The organism is Microbacterium lacus, assembly GCF_044794305.1.
Taxonomy (GTDB): domain Bacteria; phylum Actinomycetota; class Actinomycetes; order Actinomycetales; family Microbacteriaceae; genus Microbacterium; species Microbacterium lacus_B.
Map to the genome: position 1 here is coordinate 2932255 of NZ_CP084996.1, position 19552 is coordinate 2951806.

Genomic DNA, 19552 nt, shown 5'->3' on the forward strand with positions numbered 1-19552 from the left:
GATGACGGACCAGGATCCGATTGACGAGACCACCGCGCTCTCGCGACGATCGAGAGCGAGCGACGCGCAGGAGCAGACCGCGGCATCCTCGCGGCGCTCACCTCGAGTCCCGGAGAGCGCCCGCACGGTTGTCTCGGCGCGCAGGGTAGACCCACCGCCACCGCCCCTCCCGGATGGCGATTCCACGGTCGTCTCGGCGCGCCGCGTCGACTCGCCGCTACCGGACGGCGATCAGACCGTCGCATCCACGACCAGCGCGCCCCGCGACACTCCGGCCGAAGAAACGATCCTGCGCTCCGTCACGCGTGCCGGCAATGAGGTCGCAACCGATGAGCCCGAGGGCGAGCCGTATCCCCGTCGCCGCACCGCAGTGGTGCCGAGCGCCGACGCGCTGCGGGATCCGACCCCGCCCCGGCCCGCTCCGCTCGCTGTGGCTCGCGCGCCGCGCGTGGAGCCGTCGTCCGTTACTCCCGCACCTGCAGATCGTGAGAGCGTGGAACGTCACACCCGCTCACGGGCGCGGCGGCGCCTCGGGGCGATCGCGGTGAGCGCGAGCGTCGTTCTTATCGCGGCGATCGTCACCCTCGCGCTCTTGCTGACCTGATCGACCCTGAGGAACACATGACCGACCCCACGCTCGCGATCACCGATACCGAAGGCGATGCTTCTCCCGACATGGCGAAGAGTCTCGGTATGGTGCCCGCAAGCCTCGGGTTCCGTTCGTTGGCCTTTGCGATCGACCTGACGATCTGGCTCGTCCTCGTCGCTCCGGCGGCTGCGGGTGTGATCGTGCTGGTGTCGGGCGCCGAGGCCCTGCTCGCGACGATCCTGCTGATCTCGGGGGTAGTGCTCTCGACCGTCTTCGGGCTCGTGCAGCTCATCACGCACGGCCGGCGCGGCGTCACCGCGGGCAAGGCCGCGCTGCGCCTGAGATCTATCTCGGCTGCAGACTACGGCCGCCCCGGCTTCTGGCGCATCGTGCTGCGCGTGCTCGTGCTGTGGGCGAGCAACATCGTGCCGATCGTAGGCCCCGCAGTGCTGTTTTCTTCGAGCCTGTGGGATCCGCAGCACAGGGGGCGCAGCATCCTGGATCGTGTTGCCGGATGCTGGGTCATCGATGCGCGCGCCGGGCTCGACCCCTTCGATGCCAAGGCGTTGCGTCACGCCCATCGGGCGCTGCGTGACAAGCCCGATGACAGCGAAGACCTGCCCTCGATGGCTACGGGCGCAGACCCGGCCGTCGCACTGCGGATTCCTGGAGCGCGTTCGCGCGCGGGTGTCGTGGGCTCGGGCAGCGGAGCGCAGTGGTCGGGTCCTCAGGCGCCCATCGATGTCTCGGTGATCGAAGAGGTCCCCGGCACGCCCAGTACGGCCGTCCCGCTCGCCGGCCCCCCAAACGAACGCACCACCATCGCTGCCGCTCCCGCTTCGGCCGGGGTCGAAGCGCCCGCGGCGGGTCCGATCGCGGCTGCTCCGAGTTCGGTCGCACCCGCCGGGGCCACGCGCCGCTCGGCGCAGATGATTCGGTTCGACGACGGCTCGGTCATCCGCGTGCCCGCGCTCGGACTCATGGGGCGCGAACCCGAGGCCGCGCCGGGAGAGAACGCTGATGCGCTGATCCGCCTGGACGACCCGCAGGTACTGATGTCGAAGACGCACATCGCTTTCGGGGCGGATGCCGAAGGGCTGTGGGTCGCCGACCGAGGGTCGCGCAACGGCACCCGCTTGGTCTCGCCCCAGGGCTATGTCGTCGATGTCGTGGTCGGCGAATCCACCCAGGTTCCGCAGGGGTGGACCGTCCAAGTCGGCGGTAGGTCCTTCGAGGTCGTCGCGAGAGGCGCGCAGTCGTGAAACTGAAACTTGCCCTGCGTCGCGGCGACAACCAGCCGGTCGACGTCCTCGTCACTGCCGACTCCACGGCCACCGTGAACGACGTCGCCCGTGCGCTCGCCGAAGGTGCCGCCGCAGAGCCCGGCACCCGCAAGGCCGGAGTGGTTCCCACGCTCGTCGTGACTCCGCCCGCCGGTCAGCCCGTCCAGTTGGACCCGGGTTCGCTCATCGCCGACGTGCCGATCGGCTCGGGGTTCGATGCTGCGATCGTCTCGTCGGCCGCTGGTGCCGAAGCCCACGCGCCCGGAGCCGTTGCTGCCGTGATGCGCGTACACAGCGGCCCGCACGCCGGCCGCAGCATCCCCCTGCGGGCCGGCGCAATGGTCATCGGGCGTGCTGCTCCCTCCGAAGTTCTGCTCGATGACCCGCTCGTCTCGAAGCGTCACGCCCGCGTCGACATCGACCAGGGCATCGAACTCGTCGACCTGAACTCGGCGAACGGTCTCATCGTCGACGGCGGACTCGTTCAGCGTGTCCGCGTGATTCCGGGGCAGCGCATCACGATCGGCGCCACCGAGGTGTCGTTCGCGCTCGAGCCGCGGTCTGCGACCGACGAGACCCGTGTGCTCGAACGCGGTGGCGCACTGATGTTCAACCGGTCGCCGCGGGTCGAAGACCGCTACGCCGGCCGTGAGTTCCGGCATCCGATCATTCCCAACGAAGCCGACCCGCGCATCTTTCCGTGGCCGATGATCATGGCGCCGGTGCTGCTCGGGCTTGCGATGTTCGCTCTGACCCAACGGCCGACCTCGCTGCTGATCGTCGCGATGGCGCCCCTCATGATGCTGGGCAATTTCATCGGCCAGCGCACTCAGCAGGGCAAAAAGCTCCAGCTCGAGATCGCGACGTTCGAAGAGCAGCTCGAAGAACTCGACGACTCGCTGCAGGGTGAAGAGTCGGTCGAGCGCGATCGCCGCCGCGCAGAGGCACCTGCGACGGCCACGGTCTATGAAAACGCGATGGCTCTCGGTCCGCTGCTGTGGACACGGCGCCCCGAGCACTGGAACTTTCTGGGCCTCCGACTCGGTGTGGGTGAGGGCGAGAGCCGCAACACCGTGCAAGAACCGAACGACCAGCGCGGTATCGCGCAGTACTCGCAGCAAGTCGCAGCGGTCCGCGACCGGTACGCCCGCATCGAGGATGTCCCGGTCATCGAGCTTCTTCCCTCGGCGGGTGCCATCGGCATCGCCGGGTCGCGCGAGTACGCGGCCGACGTGATCCGCGGGCTCGGTGTGCAGCTCTTCGGCTTGCACGCCCCGAACGAGGTCGTCACGGCGGCCATCGTCGACCCGGCGTGGACGGGCGACATGGAGTGGATGAAGTGGCTGCCCCACACCACCAGCCCTCGCTCACCGTTCGCCGAGATGGCCCTGGCCGACAGCCAATCCGCGGGTACGTCACTGCTCAACGCGCTCGAAGAAGTGATCCTCGCCCGACAGTCGGGCTCGGTGACCCGTCGCGGTCCGTTGGGTTCGAAGGATGCCTCTATGTCGCTCGGCAAGTTCGTGGGCGAGCGCGCGGGCGGCGAGAAGTCCTCGGACGCCGAAGACGTCTCGCTCGTGCTCTTCGTCACCCACGATGCTCCGGTCGATCGTCCGCGTCTGACGCAGGTCATCGAGAGAGGTCCGGATGCGGGTGTCTACACGATCTTCGTCGCCCCCACGGTGGAATCGCTTCCCGCTTCGTGCCGCACCTTCATCGACGTCACTCGGGGCCTCGACGACGCGACCATCGGGTGGGTCCGCTCGGGCGAGCGCGCGCACAGCGTGCAGATCGAGGGTGTCTCGCGCACCTACGCCGAGATCTTCGCCAAGCGCCTCGCGCCGGTGGTCGACTCGAGTTCGGTCGCTCCGGATTCGTCCGACCTCCCCGCGAACGTGTCGATGCTGCGGCTGATCGGCACCGACCTCGCGACCGAACCGCAGTCGGTGATCGAGCGGTGGCGGCAGAACAACTCGATCCTCGATCGCAGCCGCGGACCGCGTCCGCGGCTGAAACGCGCCGGAACACTCAAGGCCTTCGTCGGGCAAGGAAGCCCCGACGCGATGTCGCTCGACCTGCGCACCCAGGGCCCGCACGCGCTCGTGGGTGGCACGACCGGTTCGGGCAAGTCCGAGTTCCTCCAAGCCTGGGTGCTCGGTATGGCGGCCGAGTACAGCCCCGACCGAGTGACCTTCCTCTTCGTCGATTACAAGGGTGGCTCGGCGTTCGCCGACTGCGTCGACCTGCCCCACACGGTCGGACTCGTCACCGACCTCAGCCCGCACCTGGTGCGCCGAGCGCTCACGAGCCTGCGCGCCGAGCTGCACCACCGCGAGCACCTCTTCAACCGCAAGAAGGCCAAAGACCTCCTCGAGCTCGAGAAACGGCAAGACCCCGAGACGCCCCCGGCGCTCGTCCTCGTGATCGACGAGTTCGCCGCCCTCGCCACCGAGGTGCCCGAGTTCGTCGATGGCGTCGTCGATATCGCTCAGCGCGGCCGTTCGCTCGGCATCCACCTGATCATGGCCACGCAGCGCCCCGCCGGGGTCATCAAAGACAACCTGCGCGCCAACACGAACCTGCGCGTTGCGCTCAGGATGGCGGATGCTGCGGACTCGAACGACGTCGTCGGTGACCCGGTGGCCGCGACCTTCGACCCCTCGTTGCCCGGTCGTGGCATCGCCAAGACCGGCCCCGGACGGCTCGTCCAGTTCCAGTCCGGCTACGCCGGCGGCTGGACGACCGACGACGTCGACCAGGCCGAGATCCGCGTGGCTGAGCTGCGCTTCGGTTCGCTCATGCTGTGGGAGCAGGAGACCGACTCCGACTCCGACACCCACGACGAAGACCTCGGGCCTACCGACCAGAAGCGGCTCGTCGCGAACCTGGTGCGCGCGGCGGCGGATGCCGGCATCCCCACCCCCCGTCGTCCATGGCTCGATGATCTGGCCTCGACGATCGACCTCCGCGCCCTGCCGTTCGACGGCGGCGACGGTCGCATCCCGATCGGTCTCGCCGACATCCCGCAGCGTCAGCTGCAGGACGCAGTCTTCTTCGAGCCCGACACCGATGGCCACATGCTCGTCTACGGCACGAGCGGCGCGGGCAAGAGTGCGGCACTCCGCACGATCGGCATCGCCGCGGGTGCCCGGCCCGATCTGGGGCGCGCGGCCGTCTACGGCATCGACTTCGGCACCGGCGCGCTGCGCTCGCTCGAGGTCATGCCGCACGTCGGTTCCGTCGTCTCGGGCGACGACGTCGAGCGTGTGCAACGCCTCTTGCGCACTCTGCGCGGATTGCTCGATGACCGGGCGACGCGCTACTCGGCGACCGGGGCATCCACTCTCACCGAATACCGCCAGCTCACCGGCGATCTCGCCGAACCGCGCATCATCGTGCTGCTCGACGGATTCGGCGTGTTCAAGCAGGAGTGGGAGACCTCGTCCAACCGCTCGGCGTTCTACGGCATCTTCATGCGGCTCCTCGGCGAAGGTCGCCCGCTCGGCGTGCACGTGGTCGCCACGGCCGACCGCTACGGCGCCGTACCGACTGCAGTCAGCGCGAACGTGACGAAGCGCATCGTGCTGCGCATGTCCGACGAGGGCGCGTACTCGCTTCTCGGTGTGCCCAAGGACGTGCTCAACGAGCGCAGCGCCCCGGGCCGCGCGATCATGGACGGCTTCGAGACCCAGGTCGCGGTCATCGGAGGCACGACCAACGTCGCCGAGCAGAACGCAGCGGCCGAGGCCTTCGCCGCCGAGTTGCGCGCCGCCGGAGCCGTCGAGGCGAAGAACATCGGCTCGTTGCCGACCGAGCTCGACCCGTCGGAACTGCCCGCGCGGGTGGGGGAGTACCCGGTCATCGGCATCGGCGACGACACGCTCGGCCCGAAGGGCTTCGAGCCGGTCGGCACGTTCGTCGTCGCGGGTCCTCCGCAGAGCGGAAAGACCACCGCCGTGCGGGCGATCGTGTCGGCGATCCAGCGCATCGATCCGAACGTCGAGCTGTACCACTTCGGCGGGCGCCGGGCGGTGCTGCGCGAGTTCCGCACGTGGACGGCGGCAGCATCCGCCGTCGACGACGTCCGCACGCTCGCGAAGTCCCTCAAAGACGTCGTCGCCGACGAGACCCTGACCACACGGATCGTCATCGTGGTCGAGAACATCGCCGAGTTCGGCGATACCGATGCCGAACGCCCGCTGAAAGAGCTGATGCAGGTCATCAACCGCAGCGACCACTTCTTGATCGCCGACGGCGATGTCTCGCAACTGAGCAGCGGCTACGGCCTGATCGGTGAACTCAAGGCCGGTCGCCACGGCATCGCCCTGCGGCCCGAGACGTACGATGGTGACTCGCTGTTCAAGGTGCCGTTCCCGAAGGTGCAACGCCACGAGTTCCCGCCCGGTCGAGGCCTCTTCGTCGAGAACGGGCAGATCGTTACGGTGCAGATGCCGCTGGTTGTAGCACCGTAGGTCGGGCGACGGCAACCCCGTTCTGCTCGAATGGCGGTATTGGAATGCCTCGCTTAGTGTGGATGAGATCGCGGTGTGTAGGAACCCATGACGAGAGGACAGACCGATGGCAGATTTCAAGGCTTCTTACGGTGAGATGGAGGCCATGTCGGGCAAGCTCGACAGCGGCCGTGAAGAGATCGGCGATGTTCTGCGTCGCCTGAAGAGCGACGTTGACCGTCTGCTCGGCGATGACTTCAAGACGCAGCACGCGTCGGGCAAGTTCGGTGAGGGTTACACCGAGCTGACCACTGGTCTGGAGCGTGCCATCGAGGGCATCTCCGACATGGGTGAGTCGCTGCGCAAGATGCAGCAGGCCATCAAGGACACTGACCAGGCGCTCGCCGGTAACTGATCGATTTCATCATCCAGGTGTCGGCCGCCCGCGGCGGCCGACACCTGACTTCTGAGGAGTAGTCATGGGCGGTGACGGTGTCGATCTTGATCTCGAGGACCTCCGCGAGGTGAATGCCGACCTCGGTTCTTTCGTGACCGAGTTCGAGGGCATCGGTGAAGCGTCCGACAACGTGCAGAACGACGTCGGAACGCCCACTGGAGACACCCGACTGCGCGGTCGAGTGGGCGACTTCGAATCCGGGTGGGACGGTAACCGCGAGGTCATTCTCGAGTCATTGCACAATATCCACGACCACATCACTTCGGTGATCGATGACTTCATCGCGACCGACCAATCGCTGGCCAAGGGAGATGAAGGATGAGCTTCAACGGACCACTCTTCTCGCCCGAGGCTCGCTACCGACTCAGTGAGATCACGGGAAATCCGACAGGCATCGAGACCGCCGGAAATCACTACATCGACATCGGTGCCCGCATGACCGCTACCGCTGCGGAACTCGGCAAGCTCTCCCGATCTGAGAAGTACAAGGCCGACAGCCTCGACAAGATCCGCGAGTCGGCCGGCGAACTCCAGGCCGATCTCGACAAGGTCGCCGAGCGCTACACGAAGACCGGTCCGGTCCTCGTTGCCTACGCAGAAGCACTGCGTACTGCGCAAGACACGACCGTCGACCCCTACGTGCCACTCATTCGCGAGGCGCACCAAGACATGCGCGATGCCGAAGCGGCTGAGCGAGCCGCCGACCGCGAGGTCGACGACCTACGCACCGTGTGGATCTGGGAGTCCGACCCCAGCGAGGCCGAGACCCGAGCCGCCGACCGCGCGGCCTCTGACGCATCGACTGCGGCCAGCGGAGCCCGCGGCAAGCTCGAGGGGCTCTGGGAGTCCTTCGAGGCCGGCTACGCGGACTGGGATTCGGCCTACGAGACAGCCGTGGACGGCGTGGGCGACGCCATCTCCGCATCCGGGGTCGATGACTCGTGGTGGGAGGACGCCCTTGACGGACTTGCGACCGTTGCCGGCATTGTCGGTGCCATCGCGGTTGTGGCAGCGCTCATCATCACGGGGCCGATCGCGGCAGTCCTCCTCGTTATCGCGACCGTCGCTGCGGTTGTCGCGCTCGTCGCGCACCTCACGATGATGGCGGCTGGGTCGCGACGGGCAAGTTGGGGTGACATCGCGTTCGACGCGATCGGTCTCATCCCGTTCGCCGGTTCGTTCGCGAAGGCGATGCGCGGCGGTGCGGGGGTCGCGAGTTCCTTGCGGATCGGTGCCGGTGCTGGTGCGGCCACGCGCGGAACGATCAACGCAGGCCGTAACGCCCTGGTGCGTGACCTGAGCAGCGTGACCGGAGCTGGTCGATTCGCGGGTAATCGTGGCGCTCGCGAACTTGCAGCACCTGGGATCGCGAACCGTTTCCTTTCCGGAGTCGACGCGAGCTGGGGGAGAAACAGCTGGAACGCCATTCGTGCGGGCGGAACCCGCATGGATGGAGTCGCGATCACGATGTCTGAGCGCCTCGCTTCGGCGTGGCCCGGTGCCGGGCAGATCGGCGAGAGGTCGGCACGTTTCGTGGCCGAGAACGTCGCGCCGAGTCGCTTCATGCAGGGCGTGAACGTGTGGGCGCTCGGATCCGCCGCGTACGACAACATCGCCAACCCGTTCGGCCTGCCCGGACCGGCTGATGCCGTCGACGCCGGAATCGACGTCGTCGGAGACGCGATCCGCGGAGGCTAGCGCCATGACTGCAACGCGCATCCGGACCCCGTTCGATCCTGAGAAGTGGATTCCGATCCCGCTGGACTACCTCGACACCGAATGGGCGAATGCGGGGGAGTGGGCCGCATCGATCGCCGAAGAAGCATCGCGCGGTCGTCCCGGTGAGCGCGAGCTCGCCGCCGCGATCGAAGAGCATGCGCTCAGCATCGCCCTTCACCCGGCGGAACACGTGGGCGCCAGGTTCTGGCACTTCCCCACAGAGGGCGTGCCCACGGGCTTTGTCGATGTCTATGTCGAGGCGCGCGCCGATGACGGCATCGACCCCGCCGACCTGCTCCCCGAGGTGGGCTTCACCGTTCTCGAGCCGGTCGTCGAGCAGGTCGTCGGCGACTTCTTTCCGCGTGCAGTGCGCCGACTGACGGTCAACGCGGTACTGACCAGTGATGACGCCGAACCGACGCTCATGCCGAAGGCGGAATGGCTGGGAATCCGCGAGGGATGGGTCGGCTACCTCGTCTCTCTCGACCACGACACCAACGCTTTGAGCAGTCGCATCGAAGACATCGACGAACTTTTTCGCACCCTCGACCCGGAGCGTCTGTCATGAACCAGGATGACCTCACGAAGCGGATCGACGCCCGACTTCCTGCGGGAGGCTATCCGGATGCTGAGACCGCGGTCCGTGATGCAGCCAGGGTTACCCTGCTCGCGGCGGTACCCGACGCGGATCGTGCGCACTCGATAGCCCGGAGTCAAGCCATCAGCGATCTCAACAGCGATCGCGCACGCACCGCAGCGGGCCCGGCGCCGGTCGCAACGCGTGCGCACAGCGTACTCATGGTCGTGGTGTTGATCCTCGCGTTCGTCGCACCTGCGCTCGTTATCGAGCTCCCAGGTATTCGTGCTGCGGCGTTCGGCGTGCAGGAGGGTGCGCTCCTGGCGGGTCTGCTCGCTGCCGTGTCTCTCGCGGGATTCTGGTACCTCTCTCGGTTCCATCGGCCGACGGATGCAGCATCCATTGTCAACGTCACCTCGCGCCTCTACGCCTTCTTCGGCATCCTCTGGCTGTTGGTGGCCGGATCCATCCTTGTCTTCCGCCTGGATGAGATCGATGTGAATCAAGCGGTCGTGCCGGTGATCGGACTGGCGTTGCTGGCGGGCTCGGGTGTCGGGGCTCTCGTGCTGTGGTGGCGGCTGCGCCGTGCAGAGCGAACCGCCACGGGGAGCGGCGCGGTCGCTGATCCTGCCGACGAAGCGGGTGTCGAGGCCGTCGTCGATCAGTGGTGGTCCACCGTCGCTCGGGGCCTCACCGACGCCGAGCGCAAGACCCTGCGCGAGGGGTTTCCTCTTGCGCTGAGTGGACTCGTCGCTCGGGGCGCTCTCACCGACGAGCAAGCCCGCGCGGCAGCGACGACACCACCGTGGGACCTGTGGGCCCGTTGATGACCAAGGTCGAAGCTGCTCGTCCGGCGCCCACGCCGTACACGTTGTTGTGCCCACCGGGCTGGCGACGGATTCCTCCGGAGGCGCTGCTCGACGATTCCGCCGTGCAACCGATTCTGGGCGCCATGAAGGGTGCGGGTCGGGCCGACCTCACGCTGCAGTTTCGCGCGCTGATCTCTCAGTATCGGCGGGCGATCCGCGAGCTCCACGTCTTCGAGGTCTATCTGCCTCCGTTGATCGATGACGTCCGTCTGCCGGCGACGCTGATGGTCTCGCCCGTTGTTCTGCCGGCCGGTGTTGATTGGGATGCAGCGCTGGTCCGGTTGAGCCGGGGGATCGAAGTATCGGACGCGGACTTCACTGAGACCCCGATGTGGGTCTGGAATCGCGAGAGCTGGTTCGGTGATGATCGCGAAGTGGCCGTGCGCGAGAGAACCTTCCTCGTCCCCGTGCACGAAGAGGCCCCCCAGCGCCGCGGCCTGCGATTTCAGTACACGATCCTCACCCCGCCGACCCCCGAGGGCGAGGCGGCGGCCGACCAACTGTCGACCATCGGCGACTTGGTGATGAGCACCATGCGCTGGCGGTCGGGGTCGCCCCGGCGCGTTTTGCCCGCATAGCAGATCCCGCGTAGTATGGGGAGGTGTGCGTTCGCGCGCGCCGTCCGACGTGCCCCGGCATCGACGATGGTAGCCGTCCTCACACTCCAGGGAGAGGCTCGCGAACGGGTCGCCCCCACGGCATACCCACCACACACAATCGCGTCACATTCTGGCGTGCCGGTGGGTTTGTGGTGAAAACACCATCGCTGTCACCGTGCAGCACCTGTGCGAAGCAAGATCTCGCGCAGCACAACAAGGAGAGAACGTGCCAACCATTCAGCAGTTGGTTCGCAAGGGTCGCTCGCCCAAGGTCGTCAAGACCAAGGCGCCGGCGCTCAAGTCGAACCCCCAGCAGGCGGGTGTCTGCACCCGCGTGTACACGACCACGCCCAAGAAGCCGAACTCGGCTATGCGCAAGGTCGCTCGTGTCAAGCTTCGCAACGGCACCGAGGTCACCGCGTACATCCCCGGTGAGGGTCACAACCTTCAGGAGCACTCCCTCGTGCTCGTCCGTGGCGGTCGTGTGAAAGACCTCCCCGGTGTTCGTTACAAGATCGTCCGTGGCGCCCTGGACACCCAGGCCGTCAAGAACCGTAAGCAGGCTCGTAGCCGCTACGGCGCAAAGAAGGGTTGAGTTAGATGCCTCGTAAAGGACCGGCCCCGAAGCGCCCCGTCGTCAACGACCCCGTATACGGTGCTCCGATCGTCAGCCAGCTGGTGAACAAGATCCTCGTGGATGGCAAGAAGTCCATCGCCGAGTCGATCGTCTACACCGCCCTGAAGGGTGTGGAAGACAAGAACGGCCAGGACGCCGTCGCCACGCTCAAGAAGGCCCTCGACAACGTGCGCCCGACCCTCGAGGTCAAGTCGCGCCGCGTCGGTGGTTCGACCTACCAGGTGCCCGTTGAGGTCAAGCCTCACCGTGCCAACACGCTGGCACTCCGCTGGCTCGTGAGCTACGCGAAGGGCCGTCGTGAAAAGACGATGACCGAGCGTTTGCAGAACGAGATTCTGGATGCCTCGAACGGCCTGGGTGCCGCGGTCAAGCGCCGCGAAGACACCCACAAGATGGCCGAGTCGAACCGCGCCTTCGCGCACTACCGCTGGTAACAGCTCCTTCGTCGCTGCGGAGCGCCACGTGCGCTCCGCAGCGACGAACCCGCGACATCCGTCACCACAAGTAAGGAATATCCCGTGGCACAAGAAGTGCTCACCGACCTCACGAAGGTCCGCAACATCGGCATCATGGCGCACATCGATGCCGGCAAGACGACGACGACCGAGCGCATCCTGTACTACACGGGTACCAACCACAAGATCGGTGAGACGCACGATGGCGCCTCAACGACCGACTGGATGGAGCAGGAGCAGGAGCGTGGCATCACGATCACCTCTGCTGCTGTGACGTGCTTCTGGGACAAGAACCAGATCAACATCATCGACACCCCCGGCCACGTCGACTTCACGGTCGAGGTCGAGCGTTCGCTGCGCGTGCTCGACGGCGCTGTCGCCGTCTTCGACGGCAAGGAGGGCGTCGAGCCCCAGTCCGAGACCGTGTGGCGCCAGGCCGACAAGTACGACGTCCCCCGCATTTGCTTCGTCAACAAGATGGACAAGCTGGGTGCCGACTTCTACTTCACCGTTGACACGATCGTCAACAAGCTGAAGGCCAAGCCCCTCGTCATCCAGCTTCCGATCGGCGTCGAGAACGACTTCATCGGCGTTGTCGACCTCGTCGAGATGCGGGCCCTCGTCTGGGCCGGTGACTCGAAGGGTGACGTCACCATGGGTGCCAAGTACGACATCCAGGAGATCCCGGCCGACATGGCCGAGGTCGTTGCGAAGTACCGCGACGAGCTGCTCGAGACGGTCGCCGAGACCGACGAAGAGCTTCTCGAGAAGCACTTCGGCGGCGAAGAGCTCACCGTTGCCGAGATCAAGGCTGCGATCCGCAAGCTGACCGTCAACTCCGAGATCTACCCCGTGCTCTGTGGCTCGGCGTTCAAGAACCGCGGTGTGCAGCCGATGCTCGACGCGGTCGTGGACTACCTCCCGTCGCCGCTGGACGTGCCGGCCATCGAGGCGCACGACCCGAAGAACGAAGAGATCATCATCGAGCGTCACGCTGACCGCGAAGAGCCCTTCACGGCTCTCGCGTTCAAGATCGTCACGCACCCCTTCTTCGGTCGTCTCACCTACATCCGCGTGTACTCCGGTCACCTGGATTCCGGCGCGCAGATCGTCAACTCGACGAAGTCCAAGAAGGAGCGCATCGGGAAGATCTTCCAGATGTACGCCAACAAGGAGAACCCGGTGCCTTCGGTCACCGCCGGTCACATCTACGCCGTTATCGGTCTCAAGGACACGACCACGGGCGACACCCTCTGCGATTCGCAGAACCAGGTCGTTCTCGAGTCGATGACCTTCCCCGAGCCGGTCATCGAGGTGGCGATCGAGCCCAAGACCAAGGCTGACCAGGAGAAGCTGGGTCTCGCGATCCAGAAGCTCGCGGAGGAAGACCCGACGTTCCGCGTCGAGCAGAACTCCGACACCGGTCAGACCGTCATCAAGGGCATGGGCGAGCTGCACCTCGACATCCTGGTCGACCGCATGAAGCGGGAGTTCAAGGTTGAGGCCAACGTCGGCAAGCCCCAGGTCGCGTACCGCGAGACGATCAAGAAGAGCGTCGACCGTCACGACTACACGCACAAGAAGCAGACCGGTGGTTCTGGTCAGTTCGCAAAGATCCAGTTCGCGATCGAGCCCCTCGAGGTCACGGCCGAGAAGATCTACGAGTTCGAGAACAAGGTCACCGGTGGTCGTATCCCGCGCGAGTACATCGCGCCGGTCGACCAGGGCTTCCAGGACGCCATGAACGTCGGTGTTCTCGCCGGCTACCCCATGGTGGGTGTCAAGGCGATCCTGCTCGATGGTGCCTCGCACGATGTTGACTCGTCTGAAATGGCGTTCAAGATCGCGGGCTCGATGGGCTTCAAAGAGGCGATCCGCAAGGCGAACCCCGTCATCCTCGAGCCGCTCATGTCGGTCGAGGTGCGTACTCCCGAGGAGTACATGGGCGACGTCATCGGTGACCTGAACTCGCGTCGCGGTCAGATCCAGTCAATGGAAGATGCTCAGGGCGTCAAGGTCGTGCGGGCACTCGTCCCGCTGTCCGAGATGTTCGGCTACATCGGTGACCTGCGTTCGAAGACCTCCGGCCGGGCCGTCTACTCGATGGAGTTCGACAGCTACGCCGAGGTCCCGCGCGCCGTCGCGGACGAGATCGTTCAGAAGAACAAGGGCGAATAGCCTTGATGGATGCTGCGGCCCCAGCGCTCACCGGCGCCGGCCGCAGCATCCACAACTCCACAACTTCACAGACTCAGCAATACCCTCTCTACTAAGGTAGAAATCAATCCCCGTAGTGATCCGGTCGCAAACCAGCGCCCGGCGGATCTACACGAATGTCCTAGGAGGACCCAGTGGCTAAGGCCAAGTTCGAGCGGACCAAGCCGCACGTAAACATCGGAACGATCGGTCACGTCGACCACGGCAAGACCACGCTCACCGCTGCCATCTCGAAGGTGCTCGCCGACAAGTACCCGTCGGCCACCAACGTGCAGCGCGACTTCGCGTCGATCGACTCCGCTCCCGAAGAGCGTCAGCGCGGTATCACGATCAATATCTCGCACGTCGAGTACGAGACGCCGAAGCGCCACTACGCGCACGTCGACGCCCCGGGTCACGCTGACTACATCAAGAACATGATCACCGGTGCTGCTCAGATGGACGGCGCGATCCTCGTGGTTGCCGCTACCGACGGCCCGATGGCTCAGACCCGTGAGCACGTTCTGCTTGCCAAGCAGGTCGGCGTTCCCTACCTGCTCGTCGCGCTGAACAAGTCCGACATGGTCGACGACGAAGAGATCCTCGAGCTCGTCGAGCTCGAGGTTCGCGAGCTTCTCTCGTCGCAGGACTTCGATGGCGACAACGCCCCCGTCGTTCGCGTTTCGGGCCTCAAGGCGCTCGAGGGCGACGCCGAGTGGACCGAGAAGATCGTCGAGCTCATGGCAGCTGTTGACGAGTCGATCCCCGACCCGGTGCGTGACAAGGACAAGCCGTTCCTCATGCCCGTCGAGGACGTCTTCACCATCACCGGCCGTGGCACGGTTGTGACGGGTCGCGCCGAGCGCGGTACCCTCGCGATCAACTCCGAGGTCGAGATCGTGGGTCTGCGCCCGACGCAGAAGACGATCGTCACCGGTATCGAGATGTTCCACAAGCAGCTCGACGAGGCATGGGCCGGCGAGAACTGTGGTCTGCTCCTTCGCGGCACCAAGCGTGACGACGTTGAGCGCGGCCAGGTCGTCGTCAAGCCGGGTTCGGTTACGCCCCACACCAACTTCGAGGGCACGGCGTACATCCTGTCCAAGGAGGAGGGTGGCCGTCACAACCCGTTCTTCACGAACTACCGCCCGCAGTTCTACTTCCGCACCACCGACGTCACCGGCGTCATCTCGCTGCCCGAGGGCACCGAGATGGTCATGCCCGGCGACACCACCGACATGACCGTTGAGCTCATTCAGCCCATCGCCATGGAAGAGGGCCTCGGCTACGCGATCCGTGAGGGTGGCCGCACCGTCGGCGCCGGCACGGTTGTGAAGATCCTCAAGTAGTCTTCACCCAGCATTGATAAGCGCCTCCCGGCTTCGGCCGGGAGGCGCTTCTCGTGTTCTCGGCAGGTTTCGACCGTGTCGACTGGGTCGCGAAACCTAGCGGTGAGCGTGGATACGGGCTACCGTGTAATGAGTCCGATGGGGGTCGGATTGACTTGAGCGCGGTTTCCTGGGGTCACCGCGCTGTAGCCGCACCCCTGTCGAGCCAATTACCTTGCCTGGGGAAGGGTGTACGGAGCCGTGCGACGCCAAAAGAATGCGGTACTGGGGGCGATCCTCGCGATCGCGCTGATCATCGGTCCGGCAGGAGTAGCCGTCGCTGACGTCGAAGAGCCTCCTGTAGAAGCTTCCGCCGAAATCACCGAGCAGCCGGCTCCCGCGCCCGAGGTGCCTGCGCCCGTCGAGCCGGCGCCCGCGCCGTTGGAACCCGCTCCCGTGGAACCCGCGCCGGTCGAGCCCGCTCCCGCGCCCGTCGAGCCCGCGCCGGTCGAGCCCGCGCCGGTCGAGCCCGGGCCGACCGAACTGACAGGTGGCGAACGCTCATCGGCCGAGACGGCCCCCGCTGAAGTCGCACCGGTCGACCCATCTGCACAGACGCTGCGGGTGCAAGAAGCGGATCGCGGTGCTGGCCACGGCGACGACGACAAGGACAAGACCGCCCAGCTCAAGCTCGTGAAGGTCGTGAAGAACAACGACGGCGGCGAAGCTCGTGAGAAGGACTGGAAGCTGCAGGCGCGTCTGGATGGCAAGGTCTGGGCCACCTACGAGCAGAACAAGTGGGTCGAGGTGCCGGTCGGCACGTACAAGCTCCAGGAGGTCGGCGACATCCCCGGCTACGACCTCACCAAGCTCGAATGCACCGACAGTAAGAAGACCAGCGTCGAAACCCCGGTTGTCACTGTGGAGAAGGGTGACAAGGTCACCTGTACGTTCACGAACGATGATGTGAAGCAGCCGAAGAAGGGTGAGTTGAAGCTCGTCAAAGTCGTCGTCAACGACGATGGCGGCGATGCGGTGAAGAGTGATTGGCAGTTGGAGGCGCAGAAGGCGCCGAATGGTGCGTGGGTGCCGTTCACGCAGGAGCAGTTCGTGCAGGTGGATGCGGGCACGTATAACCTGCGCGAGGTCGGTGGTGAGCCTGGCTATGAGCTGACCGGGATCCGTTGTGTCGACAAGAGCGACGACGACGATGACAAGGACGATGACAAGTCGTCGAAGTCCGGTGGTCAGCAGGGCGGAACCGTCTCGTCGGTGACGATCGGCAAGGGTGACCGGGTCGTCTGCACGTTCACGAATGATGATGTGAAGCAGCCGAAGAAGGGTGAGTTGAAGCTCGTCAAGGTCGTCGTCAACGACGATGGCGGCGATGCGGTGAAGAGTGATTGGCAGTTGGAGGCGCAGAAGGCGCCGAATGGTGCGTGGGTGCCGTTCACGCATGAGCAGTTCGTGCAGGTGGATGCGGGCACGTATAACCTGCGCGAGGTCGGTGGTGAGCCTGGCTATGAGCTGACCGGGATCCGTTGTGTCGACAAGAGCGACGACGACGATGACAAGGACGATGACAAGTCGTCGAAGTCCGGTGGTCAGCAGGGCGGAACCGTCTCGTCGGTGACGATTGGCAAGGGTGACCGGGTCGTCTGCACGTTCACGAATGATGATGTGAAGCAGCCGAAGAAGGGTGAGTTGAAGCTCGTCAAAGTCGTCGTCAACAACGATGGCGGCGACGAGGATGAGAGCGCGTGGGATCTGCAGGTCGCGGTCGCGGGCACGGATGATTGGCAGACGTTGCCGCAGGATCAGTTCGTGACGCTTCCGGCGGGTGAGTATGACCTGCAAGAGACCGGTCCCGAGGGTTATGACCTGGTGTCGTTGGTCTGTGAGGACGACGATGACCACGACTACGACAAGTCGGCGCGTGGTTCCGGCGGTGGGTCTGGCGGGTCTGATGATTCGACGGTCACTGTGAAGAAGGGTGAGAAGGTCACCTGCACGTTCACGAACGACGACCAACCCAGCGAGCCGACGTTGAGGAAGGCCTTCGATCAATTGGTGTATGTCGGGCCGGGCGCTGATTGGGAGGTCAGCTACACGCTGACGGTCGACAACTCCGATCAGCCGCGCGCGACTGCCTTCGAGCTCTTTGATGTACCGTCGTTCGCTGACGGAGTGACCATCACGGGCAACACGGTGTTCGATGTCACTGCGGGTACCGAGATCGAGTGGAATGGACAGGCGACCACGCCGATCGCTTCGGGAATCATTGCTGCAGGAGCGGTGTACGAGTACCTCGTCACCTTCTCCGTGACGCTCACCGGAGGGACGCCCCCGGACCTCGTGAACTGCGTCGATGGCCAGCCTGGCAGGGGCTTCTTCAACGAAGCAACGCTCGAGTGGGACGGTGTTCCCGTCGACGCGGACGCGTGTGCGCCGCTGCCCCCACAGGTCGGCTTCGCAAAGACGTCGCTCGCCGCGACGCAGCAGGATGCCGACACCTGGACGCTCGCGTATCGCCTCACCGCGACCAACCCGGGCCCCGGTTCTGCCGAGTACTCGCTGACCGACACGCTCGGCACGCTGCCGACCGGTGTCACGTTCGTCAGCGGTGCGGCCGCAGTTGACCCGGGGTTCCCTGGCACACCCGCTCCCGACGAGTCCTCGTGGGAGACGAACGTTCCTGTGGCACTCCAGACCGACGAACCGATCGCCGAGGGGGCAACCCACGGGTACATCGTCACCATCACGGTGAACGTCAACCTGCCTCTGCTGCCCACACCGCCCCCTGCTGATTGCAGTGATGTTCCCGGGGTCGGCTACTCCATCCCGAACCTGGCGCAGATCGACGTCGATGGCATCATCGTCGATGACCAAGCGTGTCTGCTGATCCAGATCGTTGATCTCGGTATTGAGAAGACGACGTCTCCGCTTGAAGGTGGAGCGGTCGAGCCCGGAGACCAGTTCTCGTACTTCCTTGAGGTGACGAACAACGGCACGGTTGCGGTGACGGACGGTGTCGTCACCGACGAGATTCCTGCTGACCTCGAGGTTCTGGACGTCATTGTTCCGGAAGGGTGGACGGTCGTGAGTCCGGTGGGAACCCCACCGTTGGACAACACGGTTCTGGTTGAGGACGTGTCTCTGGCGGTCGGGGCGTCCGGCATCATCGAGGTTGTCGTCCTCCTGCCGGAGCAGCCCATCATGACTGCTCCGCAGGTCGGCCCGGGTGCGACTCCTGAGTCGTTCACGCCGGTATTCATCGGTGACCTCGTCAACACCGCGTGTGTGGATGTGCTGAACGATATCGATCCGACGAACGACTGCGATACGGTGACCACGCCGGTCGATGAGATCGTTGCGAGCATCTATGTGTCGTGTGTTCTGGATGCTGCGTCGCTCAACTACTTCGTCGCGACGAGTCCCAGCCTGCAGGGTCAGCCGATCTCGTTGAGCTGGGCGCCGGATCTGAATGACCCGACGCCCGTGCCGCCCAGCATCACGCGGACGCTTGCTTCGGGCGACTCGGGATCCATCGGGTGGCCGGGTGTGTTGCTGGCTCCGAACGATGTCAGTATTCAGTGGCCGGGGTATCGTCCGCTGACGATCAACGACTACAACCAGGTGACCGGCGAACTCCTCGTGGATCCCTCGTTGGTCTACAACGGTGTCGTTCTCGACAACTCGGACCCCTCGTACCCGTGGCGCTTCGGTACGACGGTCACACTGTCCGTCAACCCGACTTTGACGGTGCAGGCGGCGTATCCGCCGGCGAGTGTCAACTGTGAGGTTCCTCGCTCGGCAGATCTGATCATTGACAAGACTGCAAGTGTTCAGAGTGTCGCAGCCGGTGACTCGTTCGAGTACGGACTGAAGGTGACCAACCTCGCGGTCGATTCCGTGGCTGATCCTGTCGTGGTCACCGACCGCATTCCGGCCGACATTCGTGTTGACGAGATCATCACCGATCAGAACTCGTTCCCGCGCTGGCGTGCGTGCGAGGTCACCGGAAAGGATGCCGCGGGCTACGGCGGCACTCTGGCGTGCGAGTTGCTCGGCCCGCTGCCGATGGGCTCTTCCGCACCGCTGATCACGCTCGACGTGACGGTCGATTCGAAGACCACGGCGACGTCGATCGTGAACGTCGGCGAGGTCTGCTGGGGTCCGGCAACGGCCGGCCTGCCCTTCCAAGCGTGCGACGACGATGCGGTCACCGTGACTCTGGGTGGTCTACCGGCCACCGGTGGTGAGCTACCTGTCGGTCCCCTCCTTGGCGGACTCGGTACGGTGCTTGCCGGCATTCTGTTCCTCGTGTACACCACGATGCGTCGCCGTAACGAAGAGACACCCACGGCATAGCGCAACAGGCAACGCGAACAG

14 protein-coding genes are annotated in these 19552 nt (G+C 65.3%); all 14 read left to right on the forward strand.

Annotation, left to right across the window (positions count from 1 at the left end):
• Position 1: 1 nt before the first annotated feature.
• The 14 genes from LG299_RS13835 (at position 2) to LG299_RS13900 (ending at position 19531) form a co-directional block, all read left to right on the forward strand.
• Positions 2–604: a hypothetical protein gene (locus tag LG299_RS13835; protein ID WP_404431215.1), complete on the forward strand. Its 603-nt coding sequence runs from the start codon at positions 2–4 to the stop codon at positions 602–604.
• Positions 605–621: 17 nt separating this feature from the next.
• The gene (locus LG299_RS13840) at positions 622–1851 is read left to right on the forward strand and encodes an RDD family protein (RefSeq protein WP_404431217.1); all 1230 of its coding nucleotides are present in this window, start codon (positions 622–624) and stop codon (positions 1849–1851) included.
• Positions 1848–6344 carry an FtsK/SpoIIIE domain-containing protein gene (locus tag LG299_RS13845; protein WP_404431219.1) on the forward strand — a complete coding sequence of 1499 codons (4497 nt, stop codon included), beginning with the start codon at positions 1848–1850 and terminating at the stop codon, positions 6342–6344. Before LG299_RS13840 ends, LG299_RS13845 begins: the two co-directional genes overlap by 4 nt.
• A 106-nt stretch (positions 6345–6450) precedes the next feature.
• Positions 6451–6738: a WXG100 family type VII secretion target gene (locus tag LG299_RS13850; protein WP_404431221.1), complete on the forward strand. Its 288-nt coding sequence runs from the start codon at positions 6451–6453 to the stop codon at positions 6736–6738.
• 64 nt (positions 6739–6802) lie between these two features.
• On the forward strand, positions 6803–7102 hold the full coding sequence (locus LG299_RS13855) for a hypothetical protein (protein WP_404431223.1): 300 nt from the start codon (positions 6803–6805) through the stop codon (positions 7100–7102).
• Entirely contained in the window at positions 7099–8478 is a 1380-nt protein-coding gene (locus tag LG299_RS13860) for a hypothetical protein (protein WP_404431225.1), read from the forward strand. The genes LG299_RS13855 and LG299_RS13860 overlap by 4 nt, the downstream gene beginning before the upstream one ends.
• 4 nt (positions 8479–8482) lie before the next feature.
• Positions 8483–9067 (forward strand): hypothetical protein, encoded by a 585-nt coding sequence (locus LG299_RS13865; protein ID WP_404431227.1) that lies wholly within the window; start codon positions 8483–8485, stop codon positions 9065–9067.
• A complete protein-coding gene (locus tag LG299_RS13870; protein WP_404431229.1) occupies positions 9064–9903 on the forward strand; it encodes a hypothetical protein in 840 nt (279 codons plus the stop codon). The genes LG299_RS13865 and LG299_RS13870 overlap by 4 nt, the downstream gene beginning before the upstream one ends.
• Entirely contained in the window at positions 9903–10523 is a 621-nt protein-coding gene (locus LG299_RS13875; protein ID WP_404431231.1) for a hypothetical protein, read from the forward strand. The genes LG299_RS13870 and LG299_RS13875 overlap by 1 nt, the downstream gene beginning before the upstream one ends.
• Before the next feature lie 247 nt (positions 10524–10770).
• On the forward strand, positions 10771–11139 hold the full coding sequence (rpsL, locus tag LG299_RS13880) for a 30S ribosomal protein S12 (RefSeq protein WP_257495790.1): 369 nt from the start codon (positions 10771–10773) through the stop codon (positions 11137–11139).
• Between the two features lie 5 nt (positions 11140–11144).
• Positions 11145–11615 carry a 30S ribosomal protein S7 gene (gene rpsG / locus LG299_RS13885; protein ID WP_404431234.1) on the forward strand — a complete coding sequence of 157 codons (471 nt, stop codon included), beginning with the start codon at positions 11145–11147 and terminating at the stop codon, positions 11613–11615.
• A gap of 84 nt (positions 11616–11699) precedes the next feature.
• Positions 11700–13814, forward strand: a complete 2115-nt coding sequence (gene fusA / locus LG299_RS13890) for an elongation factor G (RefSeq protein WP_404431236.1) — start codon at positions 11700–11702, stop codon at positions 13812–13814.
• Positions 13815–13987: 173 nt separating this feature from the next.
• Entirely contained in the window at positions 13988–15181 is a 1194-nt protein-coding gene (tuf, locus tag LG299_RS13895) for an elongation factor Tu (RefSeq protein ID WP_404431238.1), read from the forward strand.
• A 240-nt stretch (positions 15182–15421) separates the two neighbouring features.
• Positions 15422–19531: a hypothetical protein gene (locus LG299_RS13900; protein WP_404431240.1), complete on the forward strand. Its 4110-nt coding sequence runs from the start codon at positions 15422–15424 to the stop codon at positions 19529–19531.
• Positions 19532–19552 lie beyond the last annotated feature (21 nt).

What these genes read in the sequence shown, in the direction of transcription:
- LG299_RS13835 (WP_404431215.1), top strand. Translation starts at nt 2, where the DNA reads ATGACGGACCAGGATCCGATTGACGAGACCACCGCGCTCTCGCGACGA.
- LG299_RS13840 (WP_404431217.1), top strand. Translation starts at nt 622, where the DNA reads ATGACCGACCCCACGCTCGCGATCACCGATACCGAAGGCGATGCTTCT.
- LG299_RS13850 (WP_404431221.1), top strand. Translation starts at nt 6,451, where the DNA reads ATGGCAGATTTCAAGGCTTCTTACGGTGAGATGGAGGCCATGTCGGGC.
- LG299_RS13855 (WP_404431223.1), top strand. Translation starts at nt 6,803, where the DNA reads ATGGGCGGTGACGGTGTCGATCTTGATCTCGAGGACCTCCGCGAGGTG.
- LG299_RS13860 (WP_404431225.1), top strand. Translation starts at nt 7,099, where the DNA reads ATGAGCTTCAACGGACCACTCTTCTCGCCCGAGGCTCGCTACCGACTC.
- LG299_RS13865 (WP_404431227.1), top strand. Translation starts at nt 8,483, where the DNA reads ATGACTGCAACGCGCATCCGGACCCCGTTCGATCCTGAGAAGTGGATT.
- LG299_RS13870 (WP_404431229.1), top strand. Translation starts at nt 9,064, where the DNA reads ATGAACCAGGATGACCTCACGAAGCGGATCGACGCCCGACTTCCTGCG.
- LG299_RS13875 (WP_404431231.1), top strand. Translation starts at nt 9,903, where the DNA reads ATGACCAAGGTCGAAGCTGCTCGTCCGGCGCCCACGCCGTACACGTTG.
- rpsG (WP_404431234.1), top strand. Translation starts at nt 11,145, where the DNA reads ATGCCTCGTAAAGGACCGGCCCCGAAGCGCCCCGTCGTCAACGACCCC.